The 25,626-nt window shown below is 53.2% G+C and carries 22 protein-coding genes and 1 pseudogene; 9 read left to right on the top strand and 14 right to left on the bottom strand.

From position 1 onward, the window contains the following. Nucleotides 1-52: 52 nt before the first annotated feature. The 9 genes from lpdA to AC3ITY_RS14075 all read right to left on the bottom strand — a co-directional run bounded on the left by lpdA (nucleotide 53) and on the right by AC3ITY_RS14075 (nucleotide 11,647). Nucleotides 53-1,801 (bottom strand): dihydrolipoyl dehydrogenase, encoded by a 1,749-nt coding sequence (gene lpdA, locus AC3ITY_RS14115; protein ID WP_489309996.1) that lies wholly within the window; start codon nucleotides 1,799-1,801, stop codon nucleotides 53-55. 74 nt (nucleotides 1,802-1,875) lie between these two features. After that, nucleotides 1,876-3,189 carry a dihydrolipoyllysine-residue acetyltransferase gene (gene aceF, locus AC3ITY_RS14110; RefSeq protein ID WP_489309994.1) on the bottom strand — a complete coding sequence of 438 codons (1,314 nt, stop codon included), beginning with the start codon at nucleotides 3,187-3,189 and terminating at the stop codon, nucleotides 1,876-1,878. A 125-nt stretch (nucleotides 3,190-3,314) separates the two neighbouring features. Next, entirely contained in the window at nucleotides 3,315-4,070 is a 756-nt protein-coding gene (locus AC3ITY_RS14105) for an amino acid ABC transporter ATP-binding protein (protein ID WP_489309992.1), read from the bottom strand. A 5-nt stretch (nucleotides 4,071-4,075) separates the two neighbouring features. Further along, on the bottom strand, nucleotides 4,076-4,765 hold the full coding sequence (locus AC3ITY_RS14100) for an amino acid ABC transporter permease (RefSeq protein WP_489309990.1): 690 nt from the start codon (nucleotides 4,763-4,765) through the stop codon (nucleotides 4,076-4,078). A 2-nt stretch (nucleotides 4,766-4,767) separates the two neighbouring features. After that, on the bottom strand, nucleotides 4,768-5,463 hold the full coding sequence (locus tag AC3ITY_RS14095) for an amino acid ABC transporter permease (protein ID WP_489309988.1): 696 nt from the start codon (nucleotides 5,461-5,463) through the stop codon (nucleotides 4,768-4,770). 43 nt (nucleotides 5,464-5,506) lie between these two features. After that, complete coding sequence (locus AC3ITY_RS14090; RefSeq protein ID WP_489309986.1) at nucleotides 5,507-6,349, bottom strand: ABC transporter substrate-binding protein; 843 nt, start codon at nucleotides 6,347-6,349, stop codon at nucleotides 5,507-5,509. Between the two features lie 85 nt (nucleotides 6,350-6,434). Continuing rightward, on the bottom strand, nucleotides 6,435-7,610 hold the full coding sequence (gene metC / locus AC3ITY_RS14085; protein ID WP_489309984.1) for a cystathionine beta-lyase: 1,176 nt from the start codon (nucleotides 7,608-7,610) through the stop codon (nucleotides 6,435-6,437). Between the two features lie 41 nt (nucleotides 7,611-7,651). Next, a complete protein-coding gene (gene mdeB, locus AC3ITY_RS14080; RefSeq protein WP_489309982.1) occupies nucleotides 7,652-10,339 on the bottom strand; it encodes an alpha-ketoglutarate dehydrogenase in 2,688 nt (895 codons plus the stop codon). A gap of 24 nt (nucleotides 10,340-10,363) precedes the next feature. Next, nucleotides 10,364-11,647, bottom strand: a complete 1,284-nt coding sequence (locus AC3ITY_RS14075; RefSeq protein WP_489309980.1) for a cystathionine gamma-synthase family protein — start codon at nucleotides 11,645-11,647, stop codon at nucleotides 10,364-10,366. Between the two features lie 179 nt (nucleotides 11,648-11,826). Here AC3ITY_RS14075 and AC3ITY_RS14070 point away from each other — a divergent pair, with 179 nt between their 5' ends. Then, nucleotides 11,827-12,309 carry an Lrp/AsnC family transcriptional regulator gene (locus AC3ITY_RS14070; protein WP_489309978.1) on the top strand — a complete coding sequence of 161 codons (483 nt, stop codon included), beginning with the start codon at nucleotides 11,827-11,829 and terminating at the stop codon, nucleotides 12,307-12,309. A 120-nt stretch (nucleotides 12,310-12,429) separates the two neighbouring features. Further along, complete coding sequence (locus AC3ITY_RS14065; RefSeq protein WP_489309976.1) at nucleotides 12,430-13,377, top strand: LysR family transcriptional regulator; 948 nt, start codon at nucleotides 12,430-12,432, stop codon at nucleotides 13,375-13,377. A gap of 36 nt (nucleotides 13,378-13,413) precedes the next feature. On the opposite strand, the gene AC3ITY_RS14060 is transcribed toward AC3ITY_RS14065, so the two are convergent. From AC3ITY_RS14060 to AC3ITY_RS14045, 4 genes are all read right to left on the bottom strand, one after another. Beyond that, nucleotides 13,414-14,712 carry an SLC5/6 family protein gene (locus AC3ITY_RS14060; RefSeq protein WP_489309974.1) on the bottom strand — a complete coding sequence of 433 codons (1,299 nt, stop codon included), beginning with the start codon at nucleotides 14,710-14,712 and terminating at the stop codon, nucleotides 13,414-13,416. A 489-nt stretch (nucleotides 14,713-15,201) separates the two neighbouring features. Continuing rightward, complete coding sequence (locus AC3ITY_RS14055; protein WP_489309972.1) at nucleotides 15,202-16,092, bottom strand: LysR substrate-binding domain-containing protein; 891 nt, start codon at nucleotides 16,090-16,092, stop codon at nucleotides 15,202-15,204. 221 nt (nucleotides 16,093-16,313) lie between these two features. Beyond that, on the bottom strand, nucleotides 16,314-16,709 hold the full coding sequence (locus AC3ITY_RS14050) for an ArsR/SmtB family transcription factor (protein ID WP_489309970.1): 396 nt from the start codon (nucleotides 16,707-16,709) through the stop codon (nucleotides 16,314-16,316). Continuing rightward, nucleotides 16,709-17,365, bottom strand: coding sequence for a peroxiredoxin (locus AC3ITY_RS14045; RefSeq protein WP_489309968.1), 657 nt, complete (start codon nucleotides 17,363-17,365; stop codon nucleotides 16,709-16,711). The genes AC3ITY_RS14050 and AC3ITY_RS14045 overlap by 1 nt, the downstream gene beginning before the upstream one ends. A 137-nt stretch (nucleotides 17,366-17,502) precedes the next feature. Between AC3ITY_RS14045 and AC3ITY_RS14040 the strand changes: the two genes are divergently transcribed. The 4 genes and pseudogenes from AC3ITY_RS14040 to AC3ITY_RS14025 form a co-directional block, all read left to right on the top strand. After that, nucleotides 17,503-18,441 (top strand): MBL fold metallo-hydrolase, encoded by a 939-nt coding sequence (locus AC3ITY_RS14040; protein WP_489309966.1) that lies wholly within the window; start codon nucleotides 17,503-17,505, stop codon nucleotides 18,439-18,441. 78 nt (nucleotides 18,442-18,519) lie between these two features. Beyond that, nucleotides 18,520-20,193, top strand: coding sequence for a bifunctional protein tyrosine phosphatase family protein/NAD(P)/FAD-dependent oxidoreductase (locus AC3ITY_RS14035; RefSeq protein ID WP_489309964.1), 1,674 nt, complete (start codon nucleotides 18,520-18,522; stop codon nucleotides 20,191-20,193). Between the two features lie 9 nt (nucleotides 20,194-20,202). Beyond that, nucleotides 20,203-20,979, top strand: a complete 777-nt coding sequence (locus tag AC3ITY_RS14030) for a sulfite exporter TauE/SafE family protein (RefSeq protein WP_489309962.1) — start codon at nucleotides 20,203-20,205, stop codon at nucleotides 20,977-20,979. Between the two features lie 439 nt (nucleotides 20,980-21,418). Beyond that, nucleotides 21,419-21,622, top strand: a pseudogene (locus tag AC3ITY_RS14025) (OprD family outer membrane porin); the annotation flags it as partial. 244 nt (nucleotides 21,623-21,866) lie between these two features. On the opposite strand, the gene AC3ITY_RS14020 reads toward AC3ITY_RS14025, so the two are convergent. Beyond that, nucleotides 21,867-22,802 (bottom strand): AraC-like ligand-binding domain-containing protein, encoded by a 936-nt coding sequence (locus AC3ITY_RS14020; protein ID WP_489309960.1) that lies wholly within the window; start codon nucleotides 22,800-22,802, stop codon nucleotides 21,867-21,869. Between the two features lie 377 nt (nucleotides 22,803-23,179). On the opposite strand from AC3ITY_RS14020, the gene AC3ITY_RS14015 reads away from it, so the two are divergent. From AC3ITY_RS14015 to AC3ITY_RS14005, 3 genes are all read left to right on the top strand, one after another. After that, nucleotides 23,180-23,347: a hypothetical protein gene (locus tag AC3ITY_RS14015; protein ID WP_489309958.1), complete on the top strand. Its 168-nt coding sequence runs from the start codon at nucleotides 23,180-23,182 to the stop codon at nucleotides 23,345-23,347. A gap of 41 nt (nucleotides 23,348-23,388) precedes the next feature. Next, the gene (gene oxdA / locus AC3ITY_RS14010) at nucleotides 23,389-24,447 is read left to right on the top strand and encodes an aliphatic aldoxime dehydratase (protein ID WP_489309956.1); all 1,059 of its coding nucleotides are present in this window, start codon (nucleotides 23,389-23,391) and stop codon (nucleotides 24,445-24,447) included. Nucleotides 24,448-24,577: 130 nt separating this feature from the next. Beyond that, the gene (locus AC3ITY_RS14005; protein WP_489309954.1) at nucleotides 24,578-25,447 is read left to right on the top strand and encodes a transporter; all 870 of its coding nucleotides are present in this window, start codon (nucleotides 24,578-24,580) and stop codon (nucleotides 25,445-25,447) included. The last annotated feature ends 179 nt before the right edge of the window (nucleotides 25,448-25,626 follow it).

Here is a 25,626-nt window from a genome sequence, read left to right as displayed (position 1 = left end):
GCAATCGGCTTGGAAAAATTGCTCCGTCCAAGCCGATCACCTTCTTCAACATCTACTTCCGGGGAGGCAGATCTGTACAGGTGCCCAAGGAGGCTTCCGCAGCCAAACCGACTGACTCGCACAAGGTTGGATGCGGGTGAATGGTTTTGCCGATGTCCACGCCATCGGCGCCCATTTCAATTGCCAAGCAAACTTCGCCGATGAGGTCGCCGGCATGTGTGCCTACGATCCCACCCCCAATGATTTGTTTGGTTGCTTTGTCGAACAGTAGCTTCGAGAAGCCCTCCTCTCGACCATTCGCAATTGCCCGGCCTGACGCCGCCCATGGGAACAGCCCTTTTTCATAAGCAATGCCCTGTGACTTGCACTGCTCTTCGGTCAAACCTGCCCATGCCACTTCAGGGTCGGTATAGGCCACCGACGGAATTACACGGGCATCGAAGAATGCCTTCTCTCCGTGTGCAACCTCAGCTGCAATATGCGCCTCATGGACAGCTTTGTGAGCCAGCATTGGTTGGCCGACAATGTCGCCGATGGCGAAAATATGCGGCACATTCGTACGCATTTGCTTATCCACCGGAATAAAGCCCCGCTCATTGACCAATACTCCCGCTTTGTCAGCCGAGATCATCAATCCATTGGGCGCACGCCCTGCTGCTACCAGCACCATGTCATAGCACTGTGCGTCTGCCGGCGCCTCATTCCCCTCGAAGGTGACCCAGATACCGTCGGGCTTAGGCTCCACCGCAACCGTTTTGGTCTTGAGCATGACACGGTCGAAACGGTGTTGATTCTTGCCGAACCATACCTTCACCAGATCGCGATCAGCCCCTAGCATCAGTCCTTCAAGCATCTCTACGACTTCAAGACGTGCGCCAAGAGCCGAGTAGACAGTACCCATTTCCAGACCGATGATGCCGCCACCAATGATCAGCATGCGCTTGGGTACAAACGGAAGTTCAAGGGCGCCAGTGGAATCCACGATTCTTGGGTCTTGTGGAATGAATGGCAACTTCGTGACGCGAGAACCAGCAGCAATGATTGCCTGTTTGAACCGAACGATTCGTTTAACGTCAGCATCGCTAGCCTGTACTTCAAGATGGTGAGCGTCGATAAATCTGCCGCTGCCCCGGACGACTTCGACCTTGCGTACTTTGGCCATGCCCGCCAGGCCACCTGTCAGTTTGCCGACGACCTCCTCCTTGTAACCTCGCAACCGGGAGATTTCGATCACGGGATCACCAAAGACGATCCCACTGTCCGCCAGGTGTTTCGCCTCTTCCAGCACAGCAACATTGTGCAGGAGGGCCTTGGAAGGAATACAACCGACATTCAGGCACACACCGCCCAACGTGTCGTAACGTTCCACGAGAACGGTTTTCATGCCCAAGTCAGCGCAACGGAAGGCTGCGGAGTAGCCGCCAGGCCCTGCTCCTAATACCAGCACGTCACATTCAATATCAGCTTGAGACTGTATCTTGGTGGTAGAGGAACTATCTGCCAGCGCAGGTTCAACGGGAGGATTGGGATCTACAGCAGAAGCGTAGACAGCATCACTTGCCTCTGCCTCTAGCACAAGGATCCTGGTTCCTCGTGAGACCTTGTCACCCAGCTGGATGCACAGCTCCTTAACAACCCCTGAGGACGACGCGGGCACTTCCATAGCCGCCTTATCAGTCTCCAGCATGATCAACGAATCATTTTCGTTGACCCGATCACCGGGCTTTACGAGAATTTCAATAACTTCGACGTCTTTGAAGTCGCCGATATCTGGAACCGTTATTTCAATTTGATTGCCCATACTGCCGTTGTTCCCATCGTGAATTTACATCAAAGCGCAAGCGTGGGAGAAAGCCCCTTGTGCTCGCCTCATGACTAAATTGCGACCCGCCGAAAATCGCTCAACAGCTTGCCGAAGAATGTGAGGAATCGAGCAGCTTCCGCCCCATCAATCACACGATGATCCCAAGACAAGCTCAGAGGTATCGTCAGTCTTGGCTCGAATTCCTTTCCGTTCCAATGAGGCTTCATGTAGGCACGACCAGCCCCAAGGATGGCCACTTCTGGAGCATTGATGATTGGTGTGAACGTTGTTCCGCCAATTCCACCAAGGCTGGAGATCGTGAAGCATCCACCCTGCATGTGTTCCGATTTGAGTTTGGATTCACGCGCCAGGGCTGCGAGCTCACCCATTTCCTTGGCAATCTGCACCACACCTTTCTGATCCGCGTCACGCACTACAGGAACAACCAGACCGTTTGGTGTGTCAGCCGCGAACCCCAGGTGGCAATAACCTTTCAACACCAACTGCTCGCCTTCAAGTGAGGCATTGAAAGTAGGGAATTTCCTCAGAGCGACAGCCACAGCTTTCAACATGAAAGCAAGCATCGTCACCTTCACTCCGCCCTTCTCATTCTCTTTGTTTAGTTGAACTCGCAATTCTTCCAGGGTGGTGACATCGACCTCGTCATTGTTAGTGACGTGGGGAATCATTACCCAATTGCGATGCAGGTTCGCTCCGGAGATTTTCTTCAATCGACTAAGCGGTGAGCGCTCAACGGGGCCAAACTTCTCAAAATCAACTTTCGGCCATGCAAGCAAATCGACGCCGCCAATACCCGATGCTGTTCCAGCCGGCGTGCTTCCCGCTGCGAGCTTGGTTTTCACGTATTGTTCGATGTCCTCCTTGCGTATCCTATCGCGGGGGCCTGTACCCTTGATCTGAATGAGATCTACGCCCAGCGATCGAGCAAATTTGCGAACGGAAGGGCTGGCATGGACTTGCGAATAATCGTGCTTGTCGCCATAGGATGCTGTCGGGAGTCTAGGTGCCGGGGCTTCAGCATTCGGTGTGCTTAATACCGGCGAAACGGCCGCCTCGATAAGCGCCGGCGCTACAATCTCCTGAGCAGCCTGAGCTACCACTTTGGTATCCCCGGAGGAACCCGCTTCGAGCACAAGAATAAGGCTTCCTTCAGAAACCTGGTCACCCACCTTAACTTTCAGTTCTTTGATTTTTCCTGAGATGGAGGCAGGCACTTCCATTGCAGCCTTATCTGTCTCCAATACAATCAGAGAGTCATTAATTACTACTGAGTCGCCAACCTTGACCAAAACTTCAATAACGCTAACTTGCTTATAGTCCCCAATATTTGGAACCGCAATCTCAAAAAAGTTACTCACTTCCATTTTCCTCAATGTACTCGGAACAATAGTCCCCTATTGAACCTCGTATGACTCGAGATTCTTTCAAGCAAATTTAGAAAGTCTGGAGGGGCATAGTCGGATAGACCACACCACCTTCAGACACCAATTCAGGATGCTTTTGGCAAGGAGTTGGCGAACGGCGAACGGATATCTGACAGGAACCGCTGAGCGCGGGGATGTGCTGGCTGAGTGAAGAAAGTATCTGGTTCTGCACTCTCCAATATCCGTCCTTGATCCATGAACACCACACGATCAGCAACGTCTCGGGCAAAGCCCATTTCATGGGTAACGCAAACCATCGTCATACCCTCTTTGGCCAGTGACTTCATTGCCAACAGCACTTCACCGACCATTTCGGGGTCGAGGGCAGACGTAGGTTCATCAAACAACATTACGGGAGGCTTCATCGCCAGCGCACGAGCAATAGCCACACGTTGCAGCTGACCTCCAGACAACTCGGATGCATAAGCGCAAGCCTTGTGCGCCAAGCCAACTCGCTCGAGGAGACTCATCGCTAGTCCCTCAGCTTCCTTCTTCGGCATTTTTCGAATTCGGATCGGGGCCAATGTACAGTTCTGTAATACCGTCAAGTGAGGGAAAAGATTGAACTGCTGGAAAACAAAACCAATGTGACTACGCAGCTCATTAACCTTGGTTTTCCGATCGTGAACATCCACTCCATTGATATAGATGTTTCCACCCTGGATTTCCTCCAGCCGATTGAGCGTACGGATCATGGTTGATTTACCAGACCCTGAAGGCCCACAGACAACGACAACCTCACCTTTGGCGACTGTCAGGCTAACGTCGGCCAGTGCGTGATATTCACCGTACCACTTGTTTACCTTATCAAGCTTAATCATTGTAGTTATACCTTTATGATACGAACGGCAAGGCGTCTTTCAAGCCAGTAAGCGAACCGGGAAAGGCTGAAACACATCACAAAGTAAGTGAAGCCAAGCACTGCATAAACTTCACCAGGCTTCGTCGGCACCATTGTGTTGATCTGAGAAGCAATGAATGACACTTCTGACAAACTAATGATGTAGCCAAGCGATGTTTCTTTTACTGTTGACACAAATTGATTCACCAGCGACGGGAGCATATTCCTGAATGCTTGAGGCAGAACAACAAGAAGCATGGCCCAAACATAGGAGAAGCCGAGTGAACGAGCACATTCCATTTGTCCCTTCGGCAGCCCAAGGATGCCCGCACGAATAATCTCAGCAAGATAAACCGCATCGAAAATTACCAGCGCTGCCAACATCGTACTGAATTGATCCGTTCGCTCTCCGGTGATCGTGGGCAATAAGAAATATGCCCAGAAGATGATCATCAGCAGCGGTGTGCCACGGATCAGGTAGGTGATACCCGTCACTGGCACCCGCAAGTACGCGAAAGGACTGATGCGGCAGAGCGCTAAGACCACCCCGACAGGAAACGCCAGCACCAGTGCAGCCAGCGCAAGAAGCAGCGTGAGCAGCAAACCTCCAAGCGGGCCGTTGGGATACTGACCGATAAGGTAGTAGAGACCGTATGTTTGGAATACGTCGATCATGGTCAGACACTCCTTACCGGATAGCGCTGCTGGTAGAGGTACGAGATTGCGTAAATGATCAAGGAAACCATGATGTATCCAGCAGTCGCGAAGGCAAATGATTCAAAACCACGGAACGTGGAGCTTTCCACTTGTTGAGCCTGGTACATCAACTCCGCGACCCCAATCACCATTGCGATACTGGTGTTCTTCCACAAATTCAGCGTCTGGTTGATCAGTGGCGGTACGGTCACCCTGAGCGACTGCGGAAGAATCACAAGCTGCATGGTCTTCATGAATCCGAAGCCCAGCGTTCTTCCCGCTTCCATTTGCTCTTTGGGAATAGAGCGCAGGCCACTGCGAATATCCTCTGACATAAAGGCCGCCGTGTAGAGTACCAAGGCAATGACAGCGCTAGCCGCTTCAAAGTTATGGTCATAAAGCCACTCCTTGATTCCCTCAGGCAAGAACTCAGGAGCGCCGAAGTACCAGAACAACATGTGAGCCAGTAACGGAACGTTGCGGATGGCCTCGACATACGAAATCGCCACGCCTCTAAGTACGGCATAAGGCGCCATTCTCAACGTAGCAATTATTATTGCCAGAGGTACTGCGAAAATCAGAGTTATTACAGCCAGTTGTACCGAAAGCAAGACACCGCTGACCAGCCATTCATGATACTGCCCAGACAACAGCATCGACAGATCGAAATTTTTCATGATCAAGTCCGTGGCCCGGCCGAAGCCGGGCTGCTGTCATATATCAGTTAGTGCTTTGTTCAAATTTGAACGCGCGACTCGCATACTTCATTTTTGTTGCTGGGCCAAACCACTTCATAAACAACTTTTCAGCGTCACCGGAAGTCTCCATGTCGAGCAAGACTTTATCGACTTGCGCTTTGAATGCAGGCTCATTCTTTCTGATACCAAGAGCCAGATTCTCGGTAGACAGATTTTGCGTGAGAATCGTGTAATTACCCGAATCGTCACCAAGCTCTGCATAGTGTTTCACAAGGGTTGCTTCGTCGGTAGCAAACCCGACACCTTTCCCTTGCTTCAGCGCGAGAAGTGCTTGAGGGCCAGTGTCAAACGAAATCACCTTGGCGGAAGGCACCGCAGTCCGAATGTTTTGTTCCATGGTGGTGCCTTTGATAGTCAACACACGCTTGTCGGCGAGTTGGCTAATGGCATCGATCCCACTCGACGTTTTGACCATGACTTTTGCACCGGTAACAAAGGTTGCCGTGGAAAAGTCGATCTGCTCTTCACGCTCTTTCGTGTGCGTGAGCGTCGCTGCCAGGATATCAACACGCCCTTGCTGCAACTCCGGAATACGAGCAGCTACCGACAACTGTTTGATCTCAAGCTTCACGCCCAGGCTGTCCGCAACGGCTTTACATAGATCCACGTCATACCCAACAACCTGACGGTTAGCCGGGTCGCCAATGAAACTGAACGGCTCGTCTGTTCCGAGAACACCGCACACCATCTCACCGCGTGATTTGATATCGCTCAACTGATCCGCTGACGCCCAAGTACTAATGCTCAATGCAATAACAGTGGCCGCAATTTTGAAACTAGCTTTGAAACTATTATTGTGTTTCATATTTTTATCCTTATTGGATTGAAAGCACGACAGAATTTAAGCTCAAGAATTTTCTATTAATGTTCTTTCACACGCGCCCTGCTTTTCAGCGATTAGCCTCTCGCAGCCTCCCAAATGCGAGATTAAGATCCGCAATCAAATCCTTTGGATTTTCAAGTCCGATATGCAGCCTGATTAATGGCCCAGTTGCTTTCCATGAAGTTGCAGTACGAATAGCCGAAGGGTTCGCTGGGATAATCAGACTTTCAAAACCACCCCAGCTGTATCCCATGCCGAATATCTGCAAGCCATCGAGCATTGCACTCATGGCTGCATCCGAGGCCGGTTTCAACAACACGCCAAACAGTCCGTTAGAACCCGTGAAGTCACGCTTCCAGATTTCGTGGCCCTGATTGCCAGGCAGAACGGGCGACAGGATCTGGTCGACCTCCGGCTGGGCCTTCAGCCAATCCATTACCGCCGCCGCACTGCTTTGATGCCGATCGAGACGAGCAGCAAGTGTGCGCATACCGCGCAGCGCCAGGTACGCATCGTCACCGCTAACAGATACACCCAATTGCTTGTAGAACGTTCTGACTTTGGGATACAGAGCCTCTGTGGTCATGATGACCCCCATCAGCACATCAGAATGCCCCACGATGTATTTGGTCGCAGCATGAACCGAAATATCGGCACCATACTTGAACGATGCAAAATTGACAGGTGTCCCCCAGGTATTGTCGATAATCACAATCGCATGATGTGCGTGTGCGACCTCGGAAATGGCTGGAACATCTTGCACTTCAAATGTCAGAGATCCTGGCGTTTCCAGGAATACAACTTTGGTATTCGGCTTCATCAATTCGGCAATTCCCGCTCCGATCGTTGGATCGTAGTAGGTCGTCTCTATGCCGAAACGTGCCAAGGTCTCATTGCAAAAGGCCCGAGTCGGATCGTAGACCGAATCGGTCATCAGCAAATGATCACCTGGGCTGAGATTGGCCAGCAATGCCGTGGTGACAGCGCTGAGACCGCTCGGGGTAAGCATTGCTCCCCCAGCGCCTTCCAGATCACAAAGAGCACGCTCTAATGACCGAGTAGTCGGACTGCCATGGCGACCGTAGGTATTCAGCGTACCTTGCACGGACTGCAAAGCACTCACAGATGGGAACAGGAGAGTGGACGCCCGGTAAACCGGTGTATTCACAGTTCCGCCTATCTGATCGTGCTCCCGACCCGAATGAGTCAGGAGCGTTTCCGCATGGAGCTTGAGCTTGTCCATTCACAACTCCTCAAATCAGCAATCAACAAACATCTACCCGGTTAACGATTCCAAGGGGCAGCCATGCCCGTGTCGATTCCCAACCGCTGAATTGCATCAGCCAACAGTGAGCGATCCACGGTGCCCTCTGCTGCCAGAGCGTCGAGCGCAGCCAGTACAATGCTGTTGCTATCCACTTCGAAGAATTCACGGAGCTCACTGCGGGTGTCACTGCGGCCGAAGCCGTCAGTACCGAGGGCGATATAGCGGCCATCGATATAGCTAGAAATCAGCTGAGGAAGTGCACGCACGTAGTCTGTCGCGGCGACAACAGGCAACTGACCCTGCAGGCAACTCTGGACATGAGACATTTGTTGCTCTGCCTCAGGGTGAAGGCGATTTCCACGCTCTACCTCACGGGCATTGCGAGCCAACTCACTAAAGCTGGTGACGCTCCACAGCTCACTCTCGATCTGCCATTCGCGCGCCAGGATCTCAGCGGCCTTCTGAACTTCGAGGAAAATTGCACCCGAACCAAGCAGTCGCACACGCCCCTTGGGCTGCTCGAGCTTCTGCTCGTTGAATAGGTACATGCCCTTGATGACTCCCTCACGCGCAGAATCTGGCAGTGTTGGCTGGGCGTAGTTCTCATTCATCACCGTCAGGTAATAGAAGACGTCCTCTTGTCGATCCAGCATCTGGCGCATGCCATAGTCCATGATCACAGCGAGTTCGCCGGCGAATGCAGGATCGTAGGCGCGGCAATTCGGAATCGTAGCCGCCATCATGTGGCTCGAACCATCCTGGTGCTGCAACCCTTCACCACCAAGCGTCGTGCGACCCGCCGTTGCGCCAAACAGGAAGCCTCGAGCACGCTGGTCTGCGGCCGCCCAGATCAGATCGCCTACTCGTTGGAAACCGAACATTGAGTAGTAGATGTAAATCGGCAGCATCGAGACGCCGTGGACACTGTAGGAAGTAGCAGCAGCAGTCCACGAGGACATCGCGCCCGCCTCAGTGATTCCCTCCTCCAACAGCTGACCGTCTTTCGCCTCGCGATAACACAGCATGGATCCAGCATCTTCTGGCTCATACAGTTGACCAGACGGAGAGTAGATACCGATCTGACGGAACATGTTCGCCATACCGAAGGTACGCGCTTCATCCGCAACGATCGGCACCATACGCGGGCCAAGTTTGGAGTCCTTGAGGATGTTCCCGAAAATTCGCACTGCCGCCATGGTGGTCGACATCTCTTTGCCTTCCGCATCAAGAGCAAATTTGGCATAGCTCTCGATTACTGGAATCGGCAAAGAATCCCCACGTGGACGACGAGCTGGCAGCGAGCCACCAAGCTTTTCACGTTGTTTCTGCAGGTACTGCATTTCGAGGCTGCCGTCAGCAGGCTTCAAGAATTGCAAAGAGGCTACAGCTTCATCATTGAGCGGAAGCTTGAAGCGGTCACGGAAAGCCTTCAGGGTATCTAGGTCGAGCTTCTTGGCCTGGTGCGAGGTCATGCGAGATTCGCCGGCGCCGCCCATGCCATAACCTTTCTTGGTCTTGGCAAGAATGACGGTTGGCCGCCCCTTGTGAGCCTTCGCTGCTGCGAATGCCGCGTGAAGCTTCTTGAAGTCGTGACCACCACGCTCCAAACCATCAATTTCTTCGGGGGTCATGTGAGCAACAAGCGCTCTGACCTGAGGATCCTGTTCGAAGAAATGCGTGATGTTGAATGCACCATCATTCGCACCCAGGGTCTGGTATTGGCCATCGACCGTCGCGGCAAGATGGCGCAGCAGAACGTGGTCGGTATCTCTGGCAAACAGCGCGTCCCAATCAGAACCCCAAAGTACCTTGATTACGTTCCAGCCTGCCCCTGCGAACAGAGATTCCAGCTCCTGGATGATCTGGCCATTACCGCGAACAGGGCCATCCAAACGCTGCAGATTGCAGTTGATGATCATGGTCAGGTTGTCGAGCTTTTCCCTGGCCGCAAGCGTGAGCGCGCCGATAGATTCTGGCTCGTCCATTTCACCGTCACCGAACACACCCCAAACGTGGCGTCCGCTCGTCTCGGCCAAGCCACGGTGCTCCAGATATCGCATAAAGCGAGCCTGGTAGATCGAGCTCATCGGGCCGATGCCCATCGACCCCGTAGGAAACTGCCAAAAGTCTGGCATCAACCATGGATGCGGATAAGAGCATAAGCCGCCGCCATTTACCTCTTGGCGATAACGAGATAGCTGTTCTTCGCTCAGCCTCCCCTCAAGGAAAGCTCGCGAATAGATACCCGGAGCTGAGTGCGGCTGGAAGTACACCAAGTCACCACCACCCGGTGCGTCCGGGCCTTTGAAGAAGTGCTGGAAGCCCACTTCAAAGATTTCGGCTGCAGATGCGTAGCTGGCGATATGTCCGCCGAGATCGCCATAGGCCTGGTTAGCGCGAACCACCATAGCCAACGCGTTCCAGCGCAAGATAGCAGTCAAACGCTCCTCGACCGCCAAATCGCCCGGATAGCCACCCTGAGACTCCAGGGAAATGCTATTCCGGTAGGCCGAATATGGCCCCTGAGGGGTGGTTACACCCAACTCTTGGGCATGGATTTCGATCTTTTTGAGTAGGAACTGGACACGCTCGTGCCCGTTTGCCCTCACCAACCCGTCAAGCGCCTCCAACCACTCCTGCGTTTCGGAAGGATCAATATCACCGGAGTAGTGCAATGGAAGCACCCCTTTTGACACGCTGTTCATCTCTCACCTCGCTACTTGATGGCCTTAGCAGTTACGCAGAGCATTTTCTAGGTCGGCAATCAGATCCGACTCGTGCTCAAGACCAATCGATACGCGAATCAGACCTTCAGACACACCAACTTTGGCGCGTAGCTCGGCCGGCACACCTGATTGGGTAGTCGAAGCTGGGTGGCAAACCAGCGATTCGGTACCACCGAGGCTAACTGCAGACTTGAACAGGCTCAGCGCGTTGATGAACTTGAAGGCACGCTCGCGACCACCATCGAGAATGAAAGAAAAAGTCGAACCTGGCCCAGTGCACTGGCGCTCGTAAACCGCCTGATATGCTTTGTCCTGAATCAGCTCTGGATGCAGAACTTCGATTTTCTGGTGGGGGTTCTTGGCGAGCCACTGGGCAATCGTACTGCCACTGCGAGCAGCCTGCTTCATGCGCAGAACCAGCGTTTCCATCGAGCGTGAAATCATCCAGGAGGAATGGGGATCAAGCTGCGAACCAAAGGCGCTGCGAATGCCGCGAACCTTGGCGATGAGCTCCTTGCTACCGGTAATACCGCCGGCAACCAGATCACTATGACCACCCACATATTTGGTCAACGAGTAGACACACATGTCTATGCCGTGCTGAATCGGCTTCTGGAAGATCGGGCCGAGCAGTGTGTTATCGCAAACAACCAGCGGGCGATAGCCATGGCGGCCGGTGAACTCAAAAATCTCTGCCTTGATGGCCTCAAAATCAACCAGTGTATTGGTTGGGTTTGCGGGGGTTTCAATGTAGCAAATACGAGCCGTACCTTGCCGAGCCGCTGCTTCCAGCGCTTCTCGAATCGATTCACGCGAGAGGCCATCTCCGATTGCGTGAGAACCGATACCCCATTCTGGAAGGATTTTGGCGATCAGTGTCTCGGTACCACCATAGAGCGGCGCCGACTGAACGATCTGGTCACCCGGACGCAGGAACGCGAGCAGAACTGCAGCAATTGCAGCCATACCACTCGAAGTTACAGCTGCGGCTTCCGCACCATCCAGCACGGCCAGACGATCTTCTACGATCTCCAGGTTGGGGTGGTTGAATCGGCTGTACACCAGGCCTGCGGCCTCTCCCTCAGGGAGAGGCTTGCGACCGGAAACGACGTCAAAGAACTCTGCGCCATCTTCAGCGGTGCGGAAGGCGAACGTAGAGGTCAGAAATACCGGCGGCTTGACTGCCCCCTCGGACAGAAACGGATCGTAACCGTACGACATCATCAATGTTTCTGGATGCAGTTCTTGATCGGCAATTTTCTTCTTGTGATAGCTGGAGTAAGACATTTCCGCCTCTTCTTTTGTTTTGGAATCGAGAACCCACGCGCCTCTCGATCGCCCTAAGGGCGACGGTTCGGACTCGCTGTGGACGAAATCAGTGTATCGAGAACCCTCAAAAAGATTCTTTCCATTTTTGTCACGAAAGTCATAGTATGAGAAAGATCCTTCTACACAGGTTGCAATTCATGAAATCTCCATACGCTAAAATTGAACTTGACGAAACAGATATAAAAATCCTACGAATCCTTCAGGATGACGGCCGACTCAGCAACGCTGAATTAGCTGAGCGAGTCGCGCTCTCGCCGTCCCCATGCTGGAAACGCCTTAAACGCCTGGAGTCGATCGGTGTGATCAAGGGCTATCAAGCGGTGCTGGACAGGCACCTAATGGGCCTGGGGGTTGTCGTCTTCGTGAGCATCCTTCTGGACAATCACACCGAATCGACATGCCGCACCTTCGAGAAATGGGTTCTAGAGATGCCCGAAGTGATGGCTTGCCATAACATTTCTGGCCAGCACGACTACTTGCTTCAGGTACTCGCAGAAGACCTTGAAACCTTCTCGAAATTTGCATTGAATCGCTTGCGCACCATTCCGGGAGTTAAGGAAATGCAATCGAGTTTTTCACTTCTTGAACTGAAATCCTCCAGTAGAATTTGCGTTCGTTGATTCCGGTCAAATGAACCATCGCCACTAGCGATCTTTGTTCAGGACGCACTTACAAACTACCTGCTACTTTCAGACCCGTCTCCTCTGAAAGCACACATCACTTGATGTCGAGTTCTTCCAATGAAAAATTTCGCTTCGCTGACACAAATAACTATTTTTTCGCGAATAGCTGAGTTGGGTAGTCTTTCGTCGGCGGCCAGGGAACTCAGTCTGTCTCCTTCCGCAGTAAGTAAAAGCCTGTCACTGTTGGAAGAGCGCCTAGGCGTTCTCTTGATCAAGCGATCAACCCGTAGTCTGGTGCTCACCGAGCATGGTCGTATCATCCTCGAACGCGCGAACGCCATTCTTTCAGATGTAGAGAACACGCTTGATGTAGCACGGCAGTTCGTAAAGCCAGAAGGCAATCTCCGAATTTCAAGCTCTATTGCGTTCGGCTCTAAACAGGCTTCTCTCTTCTTAAGCAAGTATTTGGATGCATATCCAAAAGTTAACGCCAATTTACTGCTAGATGACCGTCTAATAAATTTGGCCGAGGAAGACGTAGACGTTGTATTGCGCATCACGTCCGACACCACGTGGACTTATGCCGCGAGAAAACTGGCACCCATTCGCTGGATTTATTGTGCTTCCCCAACCTACCTTGCCTCAAAACCTAGAATTCAGAGTCCTGAGCAAATAGACCAACTGGAATGCTTAGTCTATCCAGCAATGACGAAAGATGGCGCATGGTCGTTTCTTAAAGCTGGTAAACCCATCAACATCAGACCTTCTCCTCGTCTTTCATCGAACTCAAGCATCGCACTCCGTGAAGCAGCTGTGGCCGGCCAAGGTATCGCCTGCTTACCGACTTACTTGGTATCTGGAGACATCATCAACGGTCAGCTGTCAATCGTACTGCCAGACTATGAGCCAGTAATTCATCACACTCTGTACGCTATGTATTACCGATCAAAATATTCTAACCCTATGGTGCGGAGCTTCATTGATCACTTGGTAGTAGAGTTCGGTGAAACACCACCCTGGGATAAGGAGATCGAGAATTTCCGTAATAATACAGGCGTCAATTAACCAAGACTCAGATGACACCCCACAATATTTAGCAATTTAATTCTCTAAAAACATCATCAAAGGAACGACCAGCAACGCAACCCCGAACACCATCGTGTAGGTATTTTTGAAGCCCTTGAATTCTTGTAGCGCCGGCACCTTTAACACCAGATACGCAGGAACAATGCAGGCAACAAGACCATAAATTGGAACAGTGATCTGGATCAGCAACATCGCCGACACACCGAAAGCTACCCAAGCCCCCATCAGCGCAATTGAAGTCCAAACGACGACATACCCCTGAATTCGCTTGAAACCTTGCGCTTTATCGCCAAAACGCCCCATGACGTTCGAAAGAATGCCTTTTAGCGCATCTTGAAAGCCTAAGTAAATTCCGAAAAATGCCGTAAAGATAGCTACAACGTTCAGGACAGTTGACAACACTCGAACAAAATCACCGGGCATTACTTGAGCGGCAAGGGCCAGTGCCGAAATTTTTGCTGAAACAGCCTCAGTCGCCTGCTGATGATTAATCGACAGCATGAACGAAAGTGCGTAAAAACCGACACCTACAAGCAATATCACCAACGCTACGCGGTGAACACGAAGAGCTCTGTATGTAGCGACTTCAGGATCTTTTTCAATTTTCCTAAACGCTACGTTCATCGGGTTAAGGATTTGGCCGTAGAAAATTGAAAACATGGCAAATGGCAGCGTTAGCAGCACATCAACTAGCAAAGTAGAGAAGCTTGGAAAGACATGCAGACCTAAGTTGTTAATATTCCAGTATGGAATCATCGATAGACCAAGGAACATAACGATCGAAATCTTCACAACAATCATTGGCCCTGAAACCTTAAACAGGAATCGCTCGCCCCTGGACGCTATTGCAACCATCGCAGCAATGAAGCTGAATATATACCAAGGAGAGTTCGCAACAGACCCAGAGGTAATATGAAAGGTTTGAAGGTAAGAAGCGCTATCCCTCACGATTGCAGACGAGTATGAAAGCATACCGTTAAGCATGATTAGAAAATACAATATACTTAGAACGATACCCCAGTTCCTGCCAATGTACTGACTGACAATATTATTATAATCCTCACAGGCTTTACTTTTAGAAAGAGACCGAATATAGATCTCCTGCATAAAATGCACTGCCGGGTATGCAATGAGCAGCGAAATCAAAGAGACCCAGACTCCTTTTACACCCATCTGAATAGGCATAAAAATTACACCAGAGCCAATGGCCATCCCTATACACAAAACCACCCAACCCATATCATAGCTTGTAAACGGCACGGTTTTTCGAGACGCATAACCGCCCAAATACGCCTGTTGTTTTACGCCTTCCATACACTTACCTTACTGCCAATTAATTATTGTTAGTTAGCCGACTTGCCATCAGTACATCAAATACAAGCCTAAAGCAGAATATTTGGTTGAAGCGCGGGCTCTTTGGCCTCGTTATTTCATTTCTATAGTTCGTGAGCTTTTGCTCAGTTAGGTCTTCCGCAAATGGCGTCAGATCCAGAGAAAAGTCTGCACTAGCGCATCCTAAGCTAGCCCCTCGTCGGCATGCCCATTCTTAGCGATTCATCGCACTTTAAAAAGTGGGATTTAGGCGAGAGTTTCGTGAATTTTTGGCACAAATGAACTCAAAGCAGTTGGCACGCCTCTTCCCAGGCCTCTTGCACAGCAGAGGCTCGCAGGCGTGCGAATTCGGAGATAATGCGTGCGCCATAGCCCTCTCCACCACCGCACTTACAGCCCAATCCAGCCCACACCAAGGATGCAGGAGAGCGGTAATAACGGAGGTGGGTCAGAGCTTATCGTCAGAGACAGTCAACCACGAGGGCCTTCTTGGGCCGCCAGCAGAAAATATCGCATGTGTGGTGCCTCCAACGAATCGAGAGACAGGACTGCGTTGAGCGTTACATGCAAACCGTCCATTCCCAGCGATTTGAAAACCAGGCGACCTTGAGAGCAAACCCCACGAATAACCCAATCTGGCAGGCAACAAACAGCCCTACCAGTTGAGACCTGGTGGGAAACTGACATCAACGCGTCAGACGACCGATGCCGCGCCGGTTCAACACCGGCAGCCCCTAAAAACTGCTCGAAAATGGGCTGCTTGGAGCGCTCGGCGGATGAGGTGATTAACGTCTCCGTGGCTAGGTCTTCCGGGGTGATGAAGACTTTGCTAGCTAGAGGGTGAGTATTCGCCACCCCCAGCAGCAGCTCGTAAGTGAACAACGGCACGCTGATCACCCCAGGTGCCTTCACAGCACTGGCGCAAAGCAGCAGATCGACATCCATGGCACTGACAGCGTCACCAGGATTGCGCGGAAATTGAGTCACCATATCCAGCTCAACCTCAGGCCACTCTTCTCGAAATCGGTTGATTAACGGGATGAGCCAATGAGCCCACTCGCTACTTTCTACTGCCATCGTGATCCGGCCTGCGGCCGTTTCAGCCAAGTCGACCAGATCGCACTCAACCGAGCGCAGCTGTGGCAACAATGAGTCTGCTAGCTTGAGAATCCGTCGTCCGATACGGGTGAACTGTACCGGCCGTGTTCTGCGCTCAAAAAGCGACGAGCCGAGGTGCTTTTCCAATCCCGAAAATTGATGTGATAGAGCCGATTGAGTGACGTGTAACTTTTTTGCGGCCTCATGCAGGCTGCCGGTCTCCCGCAGCATGTGAATACCCATTAGATGACGAATTTCCAGCATGGGGCTCTCTCGCTCTTTGTGTCATAGAAAACGAGCCCGGGAACGCAGGCTATGGGCTCATATCTACAGCGGTTAATGCCGAGAAAGCCTATACCTCAGGGGGAAAAATTACTTTTCAAATAATGCCGCGCTTTCTTCGCATGGCAGCATATTTTCAATCAAAATAGACTAGGCAGGGAAACAAATGACCACAAACAGTAAAATTCAAGAACTCGCCATGTTTACCGAATCACCTTGGCAAACTGTGCAGCCTCTCCTGGCAGCGAATTAAGTGCCACCAGCCGTGGCCGCTCCGCAGTCGCAACATGTTCTTTGAACAAGGCGGAGTGCAAGCCCTCCAGAACTCTCAGCACCCTCAGGTCGGAAATGCTATAAAAAATCGACCTAGATTCCCGGCGCGTTTTGACGAGATTATTTTGCCTCAGCTCTGATAGCTGCTGAGATAGCCCTGGCTGACGCACTCCCAACTCTCTTTCAAGCTCAGCTACGGAACATTCGCCCTGGGCCAGGTGGCAAAGCAGCAGCAGCCTTGTCGGGGTACCTATCAGGCGCACTAGGTCAGCGGCGGCGACAGCTTCTGACTTGAGTGACTCAAGGGCTTCCTGCGTCAGGGACATCAGAGCTTCCTCCAGCGAAAGTACCATGCCTCATCAGCACGAGGCTCCACGAGCAAAACTTCGGATGCACTCAATGCCACGGGCTCAAGCATGGCGCCCCCCTTGACCCACCCTTCCGGAGTCGAGGCGCCACTGGCATCACAGGCCTGCAAGGCGGTAACCAATCGAATCAACTCGTCGACCGAACGCCCGATATTCATCGGGTACCAACTCATGGCACGAATAATCCCCTCGGGGTCGATTACATAAGTCACTCGAGCCGTGGAGCTATCAGCGGCATCAGGGCCAACCATGCCATATCCACGAGCGATCGCCATGGAGGGATCTTCAATGATAGGGAAATTGATCTCCACACCAAAACGGTCACGAATGTCCCGAATCCATGCCAAGTGAGAGAACAAGCCATCGACAGACAATCCCAACAGCTCGCAACCCATTTCATCAAAGTGCGGTTTGGCCTTGGCGAAGGCGATGAATTCGCTTGTGCAGACGGGTGTGAAATCCGCCGGATGGGAAAACAAGAGTAGCCAGCGACCACGGTAGTCGCTTAGCGACACGTCTCCCAAAGTTGTTCTCGCTGTGAATTCAGGCGCCCTCTCACCTTGCCGTAGCGGGGGCATAAATAGCTCGTCAGCGGGCTTGGCATCCAACGTCATACAGTCCTCTCCAGAATCAGCCCCCAATCGTAACCTGCATGGGCATCAGCGTCGACGAAGCCTTAAAAGCACCAGACAATTGCATACTTATCTAAATAGTGTAATCGTAAAAGAGTAAGTCTTCCAGGAGTGCCCTGATGCCTGATTTAAGCAATGACATCTCGCTGAATGTAGCCAGCCAGATCGTCGAGCGGGCAACCGCCAATGACTCGTGTCGCCCAATCGTCCACTCTTTTTTTGACCCCGAAACATTTACGGTCAGTCACGTGGTCAGGGGGCCGGATAGCAACGAATGCGCAATTATTGACAGCGTGCTGGATTTCGATGCCGCAAGCGGCAAAACAAGGGATTCCTCAGCTCTGGCAGTGATGAAGTACGTAGAGGAAAACAACCTGAGGGTTGGCTGGCTGCTTGAAACCCATGTGCATGCCGACCACCTTTCAGCCGCTCCTCTCATACAGTCCCGGTTGGGTGGACAAATTGCGATCGGGTCGGACATAAAAGTCGTCCAAGAAACGTTCGGAAAGCTGTTCAACGCGGGCAGCCCGTTCGCCCGAGACGGAAGTCAGTTCGATCATCTTTTCGTCGATGGCGAAAGTTTTACGGTGAGCGGACTAGAAGCAATTGCGCTTCATGTTCCAGGCCATACCCCCGCTTGCATCGCGTACGTGATTGGCGACGCGGTGTTCCCCGGTGACACGCTATTCATGCCCGACTACGGTACTGCCCGGTGCGATTTTCCAGGCGGCGACAGCACGACGCTGTTCAAGTCAATGCAGAGGCTCCTGCACTTGCCAGCTGAAGCACGAGTTTTCCTGTGCCATGACTACAAGGCGCCGGGCCGAGATCATTTTGAGTGGGAAACCACAATCGAAGCGCAACGTCAGTCAAACATCCATGTAGGCAATGGAGTATCTCAGGAAAGCTTTGTTGCGATGCGAGATGCAAGAGACGCCACCCTCTCTACTCCGCGATTAATGCTGCCTTCTGTCCAGATAAACATGCGCGGAGGGAGCTTTCCTGAGCCCGAGGACAACGGTATCCGCTATCTGAAAATCCCCCTGAACCTGCTTTGAAATAGCAGGGCAGGTCAGGTCAGGTCGCGGCACTGCCCTATCCGCTTAAGCGCGACCGCTAAAAAAGAGAGTCCTTGCATGCAAATAATCAACCTTGCAGATGGTATTTCTGTCTCACGACAGATCACTCCTGAAGATATTCCAGACCTGGTGAATGCCGGTATTCGCACAGTCATCTGCAATCGACATGACAATGAATCTGCGGATCAACCATCGAGCGAATCCATCGCGGCGGCAGTTCGGAATGCCGGCATCCAGTTTATATATTTGCCGGTTACAAGCGGATCCATTTCAAGCACCGATATTTCCGCTTTCGCCGTGGCCCTGAAACTAAACAACGATCCGATTTTGGCTTTTTGCAGAACCGGTACGCGCTCCACCCAGCTTTGGGCATTGGCCAAAGCGTCTTCGCGCCCGGCAACAGAGCTGATAGCTCAAGCGGCCCGGGCTGGCTTTGACATTTCATCGTTACAACCAAGTTTGATGGAAATGCAAAACCGAGCAGGCATTTCGGAAGAGCTCTATGACGTAGTCATCATTGGTGCTGGGGCCGCAGGCTTGGCATCCTGCGCAAGCTTGCTCAAGCGCCGTAAAAATTTGAAGATTTGTATTGTCGACCCGGCCACCAAACATTTTTACCAGCCAGGATGGACGATGGTAGGTGGAGGCATATTCACGCCTGATCAAACTGTTCGCCCTATGGCCTCTCTTATTCCCGACAGCGTGATCTGGGAGCGTGCTGCCGCCAGCCACTTTGAGCCAGAAGAAAATCGAGTTTACTTGAGCAGTGGTTCGAGCTTGAAATATCGAGCGCTGATCGTCGCTCCGGGTCTGAAATTGGATTGGGCAGCAATTCCTGGTCTTGAGGAGTCACTTGGCAAGAACGGGGTGACGTCTAACTACCGCTTTGATCTGGCGCCATATACCTGGAAGCTGGTTCAAGAACTGCAGAATGGACGCGCCCTGTTTACTCAACCTCCCATGCCCATTAAATGTGCCGGAGCGCCTCAGAAAGCCATGTACCTCTCCGCCGACCACTGGCGACGAGAGGGGTTGCTGAATCGCATCCAGTTCCATACCGCAGGTAATGCACTGTTCGGTGTACCGGACTACGTTCCAGCGCTGATGGAATACATCGATCGCTATCAGATCGACCTGAACTTTGGCTCCACACTGGTTGAAGTCGACGGTGATGCCCGAACGGCAAAGTTCGCTCGCCTGCAAACCGACGGCACCAAGGTGTTCGAAACCCTTGAATTCGACATGATTCATGTGTGCCCTCCCCAGACCGCTCCTGACTTCATCAGATCAAGCCCACTGGCAGGCAGTGGCGGATGGGTAGAGGTCGATCCTGTCACCCTCAGGCATGTTCGCTACACCAACATCTTTGGCCTCGGAGACGCCACCGACACGCCGAACGCAAAAACGGCAGCAGCTGCGAGGCAACAGGCACCTGTCGTCGCCGAGAATGTCCTCGCTTGCCTCGAAGAGGGGCCACTCACAGCAGGGTATGACGGCTATGGTTCATGCCCCCTGACCGTTGAGCGAGGAAAAATTGTACTGGCCGAATTCTGCTACGGCGGCAAGTTGAAACCTACCTTCCCCTCCTGGCTCATTGATGGACGGCGACCTTCTCGCCTCGCTTGGCACTTGAAGTCTTATGCCCTTCCAAGCATCTATTGGAACGCAATGCTCAAGGGAAGGGAGTGGCTCTGCTCGACTCGTCAAATCAATATCGCCACACTCTCGTGAGGGTATGTGATGCTCACGTTAAGTTTCTCGCAATACGCACTTGGTGGAGTTGCCGGTTCGGTAGTGGGCCTGACACTAGGTTTGGTGGGCGGGGGCGGATCAATACTGGCCGTACCCTTAATGGTTTACTTCGTTGGGGTAGATCAACCTCATGTAGCCATTGGCACGAGCGCAATCGCTGTTGCAGCCAATGCCGCCACCAATCTTGCCAACCATGCCAGACGCGGAAATGTGAAATGGCCCTGTGCAATGATTTTTACAGCTGTCGGTATGCTCGGTGCAGCTGTTGGCTCGACTATCGGCAAAGCCATCGACGGTCATAAGCTTCTCGCATTGTTTGCGATGCTGATGCTCGTAGTCTCCGCTCTCATGCTGAAGAATCGAAGCTCAGCCACTTCAGCCGAAACAGTGCGATGCAGTGAACATGCCCCAAGGTTGGCCCTCATGGGCGGCCTCGCTGGGACGCTCTCCGGGGTCTTCGGCATCGGTGGTGGATTTCTGGTCGTTCCAGGACTAATCGCTGCTACCAAGATGCCTATCCTTCTGGCAGTGGGAACTTCGTTGGTTGCTGTCACCGCATTTGGACTGACAACCGCTGCAAGCTACGCCCTGTCTGGTTATGTGGATTGGCCTCTGGCGGGCACGTTCATACTTGGTGGATTTGGAGGTGGAATGGTTGGCGCTTGCCTGGCATCGCGATTATCCAATAGCCGAGGAGCACTCAACATTGTGTCAGCCGCGACCATTGCAGCTACAGCCATGTTCGTGCTCTATCGCTCCCTGTGATCCACTTTGCCCGAGCATGCTGAAGCGGCCAAGCGACTGCCCGTAGTTTCTCTGCTTGAACCCGCATGCAGAATCGCATACTGACGGACAACAGTTGCTATTCCTGCGGTTTGGTCACCCTCGGTTGCGGGTTCGGCAGTTTGCTTTCGGAGTGATCCGAAAGCTTTTTTTTCAGTGGGTGCGAAAACACTTAGCGGCGGTAAAGCTATGGCAGAAATCGCAGCCTCTAATGGGTCAGTTTTCAGTCAGCAGCAACAGTTTAGGTTTGCTCAGTGTTTTTTACGCCTACTACCGTCCGTGGCGATTCACTGTCCCGTCCATCCGCGACTAGCAAATGGTTAAGACTCTCGCCCAAGCGCCTGCGAAAGACATTATTATTGATCGCGGTGTCGCTGAGAGCATTCACCTGGCCGCTTAGGTTCAGCGACTACAACTTAGCCTCAGCGGTGACCATGTTCAAACCAACGCCACTGACCATGGAAAAGAATGGGGGCGAGAATCCGAACTGGCCTACGTCATTCAAAGCGGCCCGTTGAAAGACATGTCGGTGCGTTGGCGCAATTCAACGCTACGCCGAGATTTCAGCAGTTACGACATCGATGAAAACCGTCTCATCATCAATTATCCGATCAAGTTTCTTTAGCGACAGACCTAAATTTTAGAAGGCCGCGTCTCGAAGCCAAGTGCCAGCGCAACATCCAGATTTTCGGCAAATCGTGTACCGGTGAACTGGCCATTGCTGCCTCGCAAAATTTGACTGGTCCCCGGTCACACCCCACATTCTGGTGAGGCAAAGGTCGTGATCCTGATGACACTCAACATTGCGCGCGGGACGGCGTGGGCAACGCTTTGCGGTTTGGATTCGAGGGGATTGTGAGTGGCCTTGCTCAATTCCGACGCAGGAGTGTGTGAGGAGCCACACCAAAGGCCTTGCGAAAAGCGTGACTGTAATGGGAAAAATCGGAGAAACCGAAATCCAGTGCAGCTTGAGAAATGCTGCGTACCTGCCCGCGTTCTATTGCCTCGCGACTCGCGATCAGGCGTTCTTTCCAGATCTCCGCGACCGGCGTTTTCTGGTAACGGGCGAAAGCGCGTGTGACGGTTCGCGTGGACACATAATGCACTTGAGCGATGCGCTCGATCGACAGGTCCGGATCGGTCAAATGCTGGTGGATGTAGTTCATGATCCGACCATAAAGATCCAATTCTTCATGGGTCGTCTTGAGGTCCTGGAGTTCCAGGCTGATCGCCAGAAGATCCAGCAAGGTGTTGGAGAAGCGGTTGGATAACCCCTCATCCTGAAAGTTCGCAGGAATGCTCGCCGCTTGATGCAACATCTCGCGCAACGGAATCACCCCTGGACGGCGATCGTCCAAAACCACGGCGGTGCAACCTGCTACGCCTGGCAACCGTTGGCTGAGCAACTGTCGCGGAATGCGAACCAGGTGGTTCTCGGTACCACCCAGACTGAATCGGAACGTTTGGGATGCGTCATAAAGAAACAAACTATCCGCCGCTAGCGTTGCCTTGCGCCCTGCCTGTTCCAGTTCACCATAGCCTCGCCGGGTGAAACCCAGCCACAGATCCTCATCCGGACCGCTGCGCAAGTGCCGGGGCGCGCGCTCCCAATAATGCAGTGGCGAGGACAGCGTACAGATGTCCAGCGGGCCCATGCCGTGCACCTCCAGCGCCCCGTCGAAATCGCTCTGCGCCAACGGTTTGCTGTCCGCCGCCAGGCAATGACGGCACACCACTTCTTTCCAGTAATCAAAGCGACGTGGAGCCGCAACGGCGAGGGTTGAATACTGATTGCTATGGCTCATGGCATTCACCTCGCGGCGGCGACTGAACAATAAGGGTGACGGTAACGTTGATTCCCTACTTAGCAAATAGCAGGCCACTCCCCTTTCGGGTTGCCAACGTTATGTGCGCCTGAAATGCCAGACGCTCGCACGCTCGGGATAGAGGCTGCGTGAGCGAATCCCGCTAACACTTCACACGGATTACTCCTGCCCGTTATCGATACATGCATTCGCCGCCTGACGGAGTGCGCGCACCAATTCAGCTCATCGTATTCCTGTTTTCAGAGCCTGTCCTTTCTAGCCAAACGGTTGTCCGTACGAGCCAAGCGTACTGCGCCGTCCCCGCCTAACTTCTACCCCACACCGTGCCCCTCCAACCACAACTGATGAGGTGTCCCATGCAACTGCCAGAGCAGCAGCGACAGTCCGATTCATCCTGGCTTTTGCAGATGCGCGACTTGGCACCTGAAGAGTTCGCCACCTACCTGTTAGAGCTGGGGACTCTGGTGCTGCGGCGTCGACTGGTTGCGCCAACCTCCAGGTACCCGCGCCCGTCGAAACGTTGAACAGATAACCGCATACCAAAAATAAAACCAAGGAGCCCACCATGGAATCTGCGATCGATAAGCACCTCAAATGCCCGCGGACGTTGTCTCGTCGCGTCCCCGATGAATACCAGCCCCCCTTCCCCATGTGGGTCGGACGCGCCGATGAGCGAGTAGAACAAGTAGTGATGGGGTATTGGGGTGTGCAATACCGCGGGGAGGACCAGCGTGAAGCGGCTCTGCACGCGATGCGCCACATTGCCGCCAGCCTGAGTTTGCCCGATGGCCCTCTGAGCCATGACCTGACCCACCACACCGACAACAGCGGTTACGACAACCTGATGATCGTCGGTTACTGGAAAGACCCCGCCGCGTATTGTCGTTGGCTGCGCACGCCTGAGGTAATCGAATGGTGGTCCTCGGAGGATCGCCTGAGCGACAGTCTCGGTTACTTTCGGGAAATTGTCGCGCCGCGGGCCGAGCAGTTCGAGACGCTGTATGGCTTTCGCGATGAGTTGCCCGGCGTTGGCGCCGTGATGGACACCATCAGTGACGACATCGAAGAACACGGTTACTGGGGATCGATGCGTGACCGCTTCCCGATTTCCCAGACCGACTGGATGGCTCCTTCCGGTGAACTTACGGTCATCGCCGGCGACCCGGCCACAGGTGGGCGCGTGGTCGTGCAAGGCCACGACAATGTCGCGCTGATCCGCTCCGGCCAGGACTGGGCGGATGCCGGCGAAGAAGAACGATCGCTCTATCTCAACGAAATTCTGCCGACGCTGCAGGCGGGTATGGACTTCCTGCGCGACAGTGGCAAAGACCTGGGTTGCTACAGCAATCGCTTCGTGAACTACATCGACCTGGACGGCAATTTTCTGAACCTGAGCTACAACATCGGTCACTGGCGCTCCCTGGAAAAACTCGAGCGCTGGGCCGAATCCCATCCGACCCATCTGCGGATTTTCGTGACTTTCTTTCGGGTCGCCACCAGCCTGTCGAAGCTACGGCTCTATCACGAAGTCTCGGTATCCGACGCCAAGGATCAAGTGTTCGAGTACATCAACTGCCACCCGCAGACCGGCATGTTGCGTGACGCGGTGATCCCTAAAACCTGACGTCTGACGCTACCCGGCGTCCACGGGCGGTCTTGATCCGAATTCCGCCCTGACACAGACCTCCCAAACATCTTTTGGCCCCCCATCTCTAGCGCATGGGGTTGGGGGCCCTTTTGTCAGGAAATCGATCATGAAGTTGAGTCACTCTTTACTCGTGCTGTGCATGCTGCCCTTTGTCAAAAGCCAGGCCATCGAGGTAGCTCCCGGTGATTTCGAACCATTGCCGGCCGGCGCCAACGCCTTGCTGCTCTACTACCAGCACGCCGACCGCTCGGATCTGTACCAGAACGGCCACAAGGTCTCCGACGACGCCAGACTCAGTTCGGACATCGGCATCCTGCGGTATGTGCACGCCATCGGCCTGTCAGAAAACCTCTCATGGGAACCGCAGATTTTGTTGCCTTTCGGTCAACTGAACGCCTCGGGAGATGTCGGCGCCTTGGGCGATACCCGAGGCATCGGCGACCCGATCATCACAGCGCCACTGAAGTGGACGCTGCCCACCGCGAACAAGGACATCTTCGCTTTGGCACCCTACCTGTCCTTTCCGGTGGGGAGCTACGATAAAAACGATGCCCTGAACCTCGGCGAGAACCGCTGGCGCGCCACGCTACAGGCGGCGTACATCCACCATTTCTCCCCGAAATGGGCGCTGGACACTGTGGCTGAAGCCTCATGGGTGTCGGACAACAATGACTTCGGCTCGACCGGGGCGAAGCTGGAAGAAAACACCCGTTACGAGTACCAGACCGCCGTGCGCTACAACTGGACGCCGAGCACCACCTTCGCCGTTGGCGGCGGCTACATCACTGGCTCGGCGACCACCGTCAACGGGGTCGATCAGCACGACGGGGTCTCCACCTCCTATGGGCGTTTCACCGTCACGCACTTCATCGAGCCCACGCTGCAGATTCAGGCCCAGATCGGCACCGACATCGAGGTCGAACAAGGCTTCAAGGAAGGCGCACGCCTGAACCTGCGCGTCTTGAAAGTGTTCTGAACGCGCCACGCGTAGCAGGTTGTCCTTTTCAACCAAGTGGCTGTCCTTCTCAGCCAAGCAAATGCCGAGAGGGATGCCTAACTTGAGCCCTGTTACCCACATCGATTGATGTCGCTCCAGGTACCAGGCGCGAGGTGTTTTGCGAACACCGTCGAACGCTCCCGTACTGACTGACCCGT

This window comes from Pseudomonas sp. GL_091 (assembly GCF_057837725.1).
The sequence above is the reverse complement of the archived record's forward strand: the minus strand, read 5'-3'. Positions and strand labels throughout refer to the sequence as shown.

Excerpts from the sequence above, each read along its gene's own strand:
- AC3ITY_RS14045 (WP_489309968.1), bottom strand. The coding sequence starts at position 17,365 with ATGACGTTGGATGCCAAGCCCGCTGACGAGCTATTTATGCCCCCGCTA.
- AC3ITY_RS14050 (WP_489309970.1), bottom strand. The coding sequence starts at position 16,709 with ATGTCCCTGACGCAGGAAGCCCTTGAGTCACTCAAGTCAGAAGCTGTC.
- AC3ITY_RS14090 (WP_489309986.1), bottom strand. The coding sequence starts at position 6,349 with ATGAAACACAATAATAGTTTCAAAGCTAGTTTCAAAATTGCGGCCACT.
- AC3ITY_RS14070 (WP_489309978.1), top strand. The coding sequence starts at position 11,827 with ATGAAATCTCCATACGCTAAAATTGAACTTGACGAAACAGATATAAAA.
- AC3ITY_RS14055 (WP_489309972.1), bottom strand. The coding sequence starts at position 16,092 with ATGCTGGAAATTCGTCATCTAATGGGTATTCACATGCTGCGGGAGACC.
- lpdA (WP_489309996.1), bottom strand. The coding sequence starts at position 1,801 with ATGGGCAATCAAATTGAAATAACGGTTCCAGATATCGGCGACTTCAAA.
- oxdA (WP_489309956.1), top strand. The coding sequence starts at position 23,389 with ATGGAATCTGCGATCGATAAGCACCTCAAATGCCCGCGGACGTTGTCT.
- AC3ITY_RS14030 (WP_489309962.1), top strand. The coding sequence starts at position 20,203 with ATGCTCACGTTAAGTTTCTCGCAATACGCACTTGGTGGAGTTGCCGGT.
- AC3ITY_RS14065 (WP_489309976.1), top strand. The coding sequence starts at position 12,430 with ATGAAAAATTTCGCTTCGCTGACACAAATAACTATTTTTTCGCGAATA.
- AC3ITY_RS14100 (WP_489309990.1), bottom strand. The coding sequence starts at position 4,765 with ATGATCGACGTATTCCAAACATACGGTCTCTACTACCTTATCGGTCAG.
- mdeB (WP_489309982.1), bottom strand. The coding sequence starts at position 10,339 with ATGAACAGCGTGTCAAAAGGGGTGCTTCCATTGCACTACTCCGGTGAT.
- AC3ITY_RS14095 (WP_489309988.1), bottom strand. The coding sequence starts at position 5,463 with ATGAAAAATTTCGATCTGTCGATGCTGTTGTCTGGGCAGTATCATGAA.
- metC (WP_489309984.1), bottom strand. The coding sequence starts at position 7,610 with ATGGACAAGCTCAAGCTCCATGCGGAAACGCTCCTGACTCATTCGGGT.
- AC3ITY_RS14075 (WP_489309980.1), bottom strand. The coding sequence starts at position 11,647 with ATGTCTTACTCCAGCTATCACAAGAAGAAAATTGCCGATCAAGAACTG.
- AC3ITY_RS14005 (WP_489309954.1), top strand. The coding sequence starts at position 24,578 with ATGAAGTTGAGTCACTCTTTACTCGTGCTGTGCATGCTGCCCTTTGTC.
- AC3ITY_RS14060 (WP_489309974.1), bottom strand. The coding sequence starts at position 14,712 with ATGGAAGGCGTAAAACAACAGGCGTATTTGGGCGGTTATGCGTCTCGA.
- aceF (WP_489309994.1), bottom strand. The coding sequence starts at position 3,189 with ATGGAAGTGAGTAACTTTTTTGAGATTGCGGTTCCAAATATTGGGGAC.
- AC3ITY_RS14040 (WP_489309966.1), top strand. The coding sequence starts at position 17,503 with ATGCCTGATTTAAGCAATGACATCTCGCTGAATGTAGCCAGCCAGATC.
- AC3ITY_RS14015 (WP_489309958.1), top strand. The coding sequence starts at position 23,180 with ATGCAACTGCCAGAGCAGCAGCGACAGTCCGATTCATCCTGGCTTTTG.
- AC3ITY_RS14035 (WP_489309964.1), top strand. The coding sequence starts at position 18,520 with ATGCAAATAATCAACCTTGCAGATGGTATTTCTGTCTCACGACAGATC.
- AC3ITY_RS14020 (WP_489309960.1), bottom strand. The coding sequence starts at position 22,802 with ATGAGCCATAGCAATCAGTATTCAACCCTCGCCGTTGCGGCTCCACGT.
- AC3ITY_RS14105 (WP_489309992.1), bottom strand. The coding sequence starts at position 4,070 with ATGATTAAGCTTGATAAGGTAAACAAGTGGTACGGTGAATATCACGCA.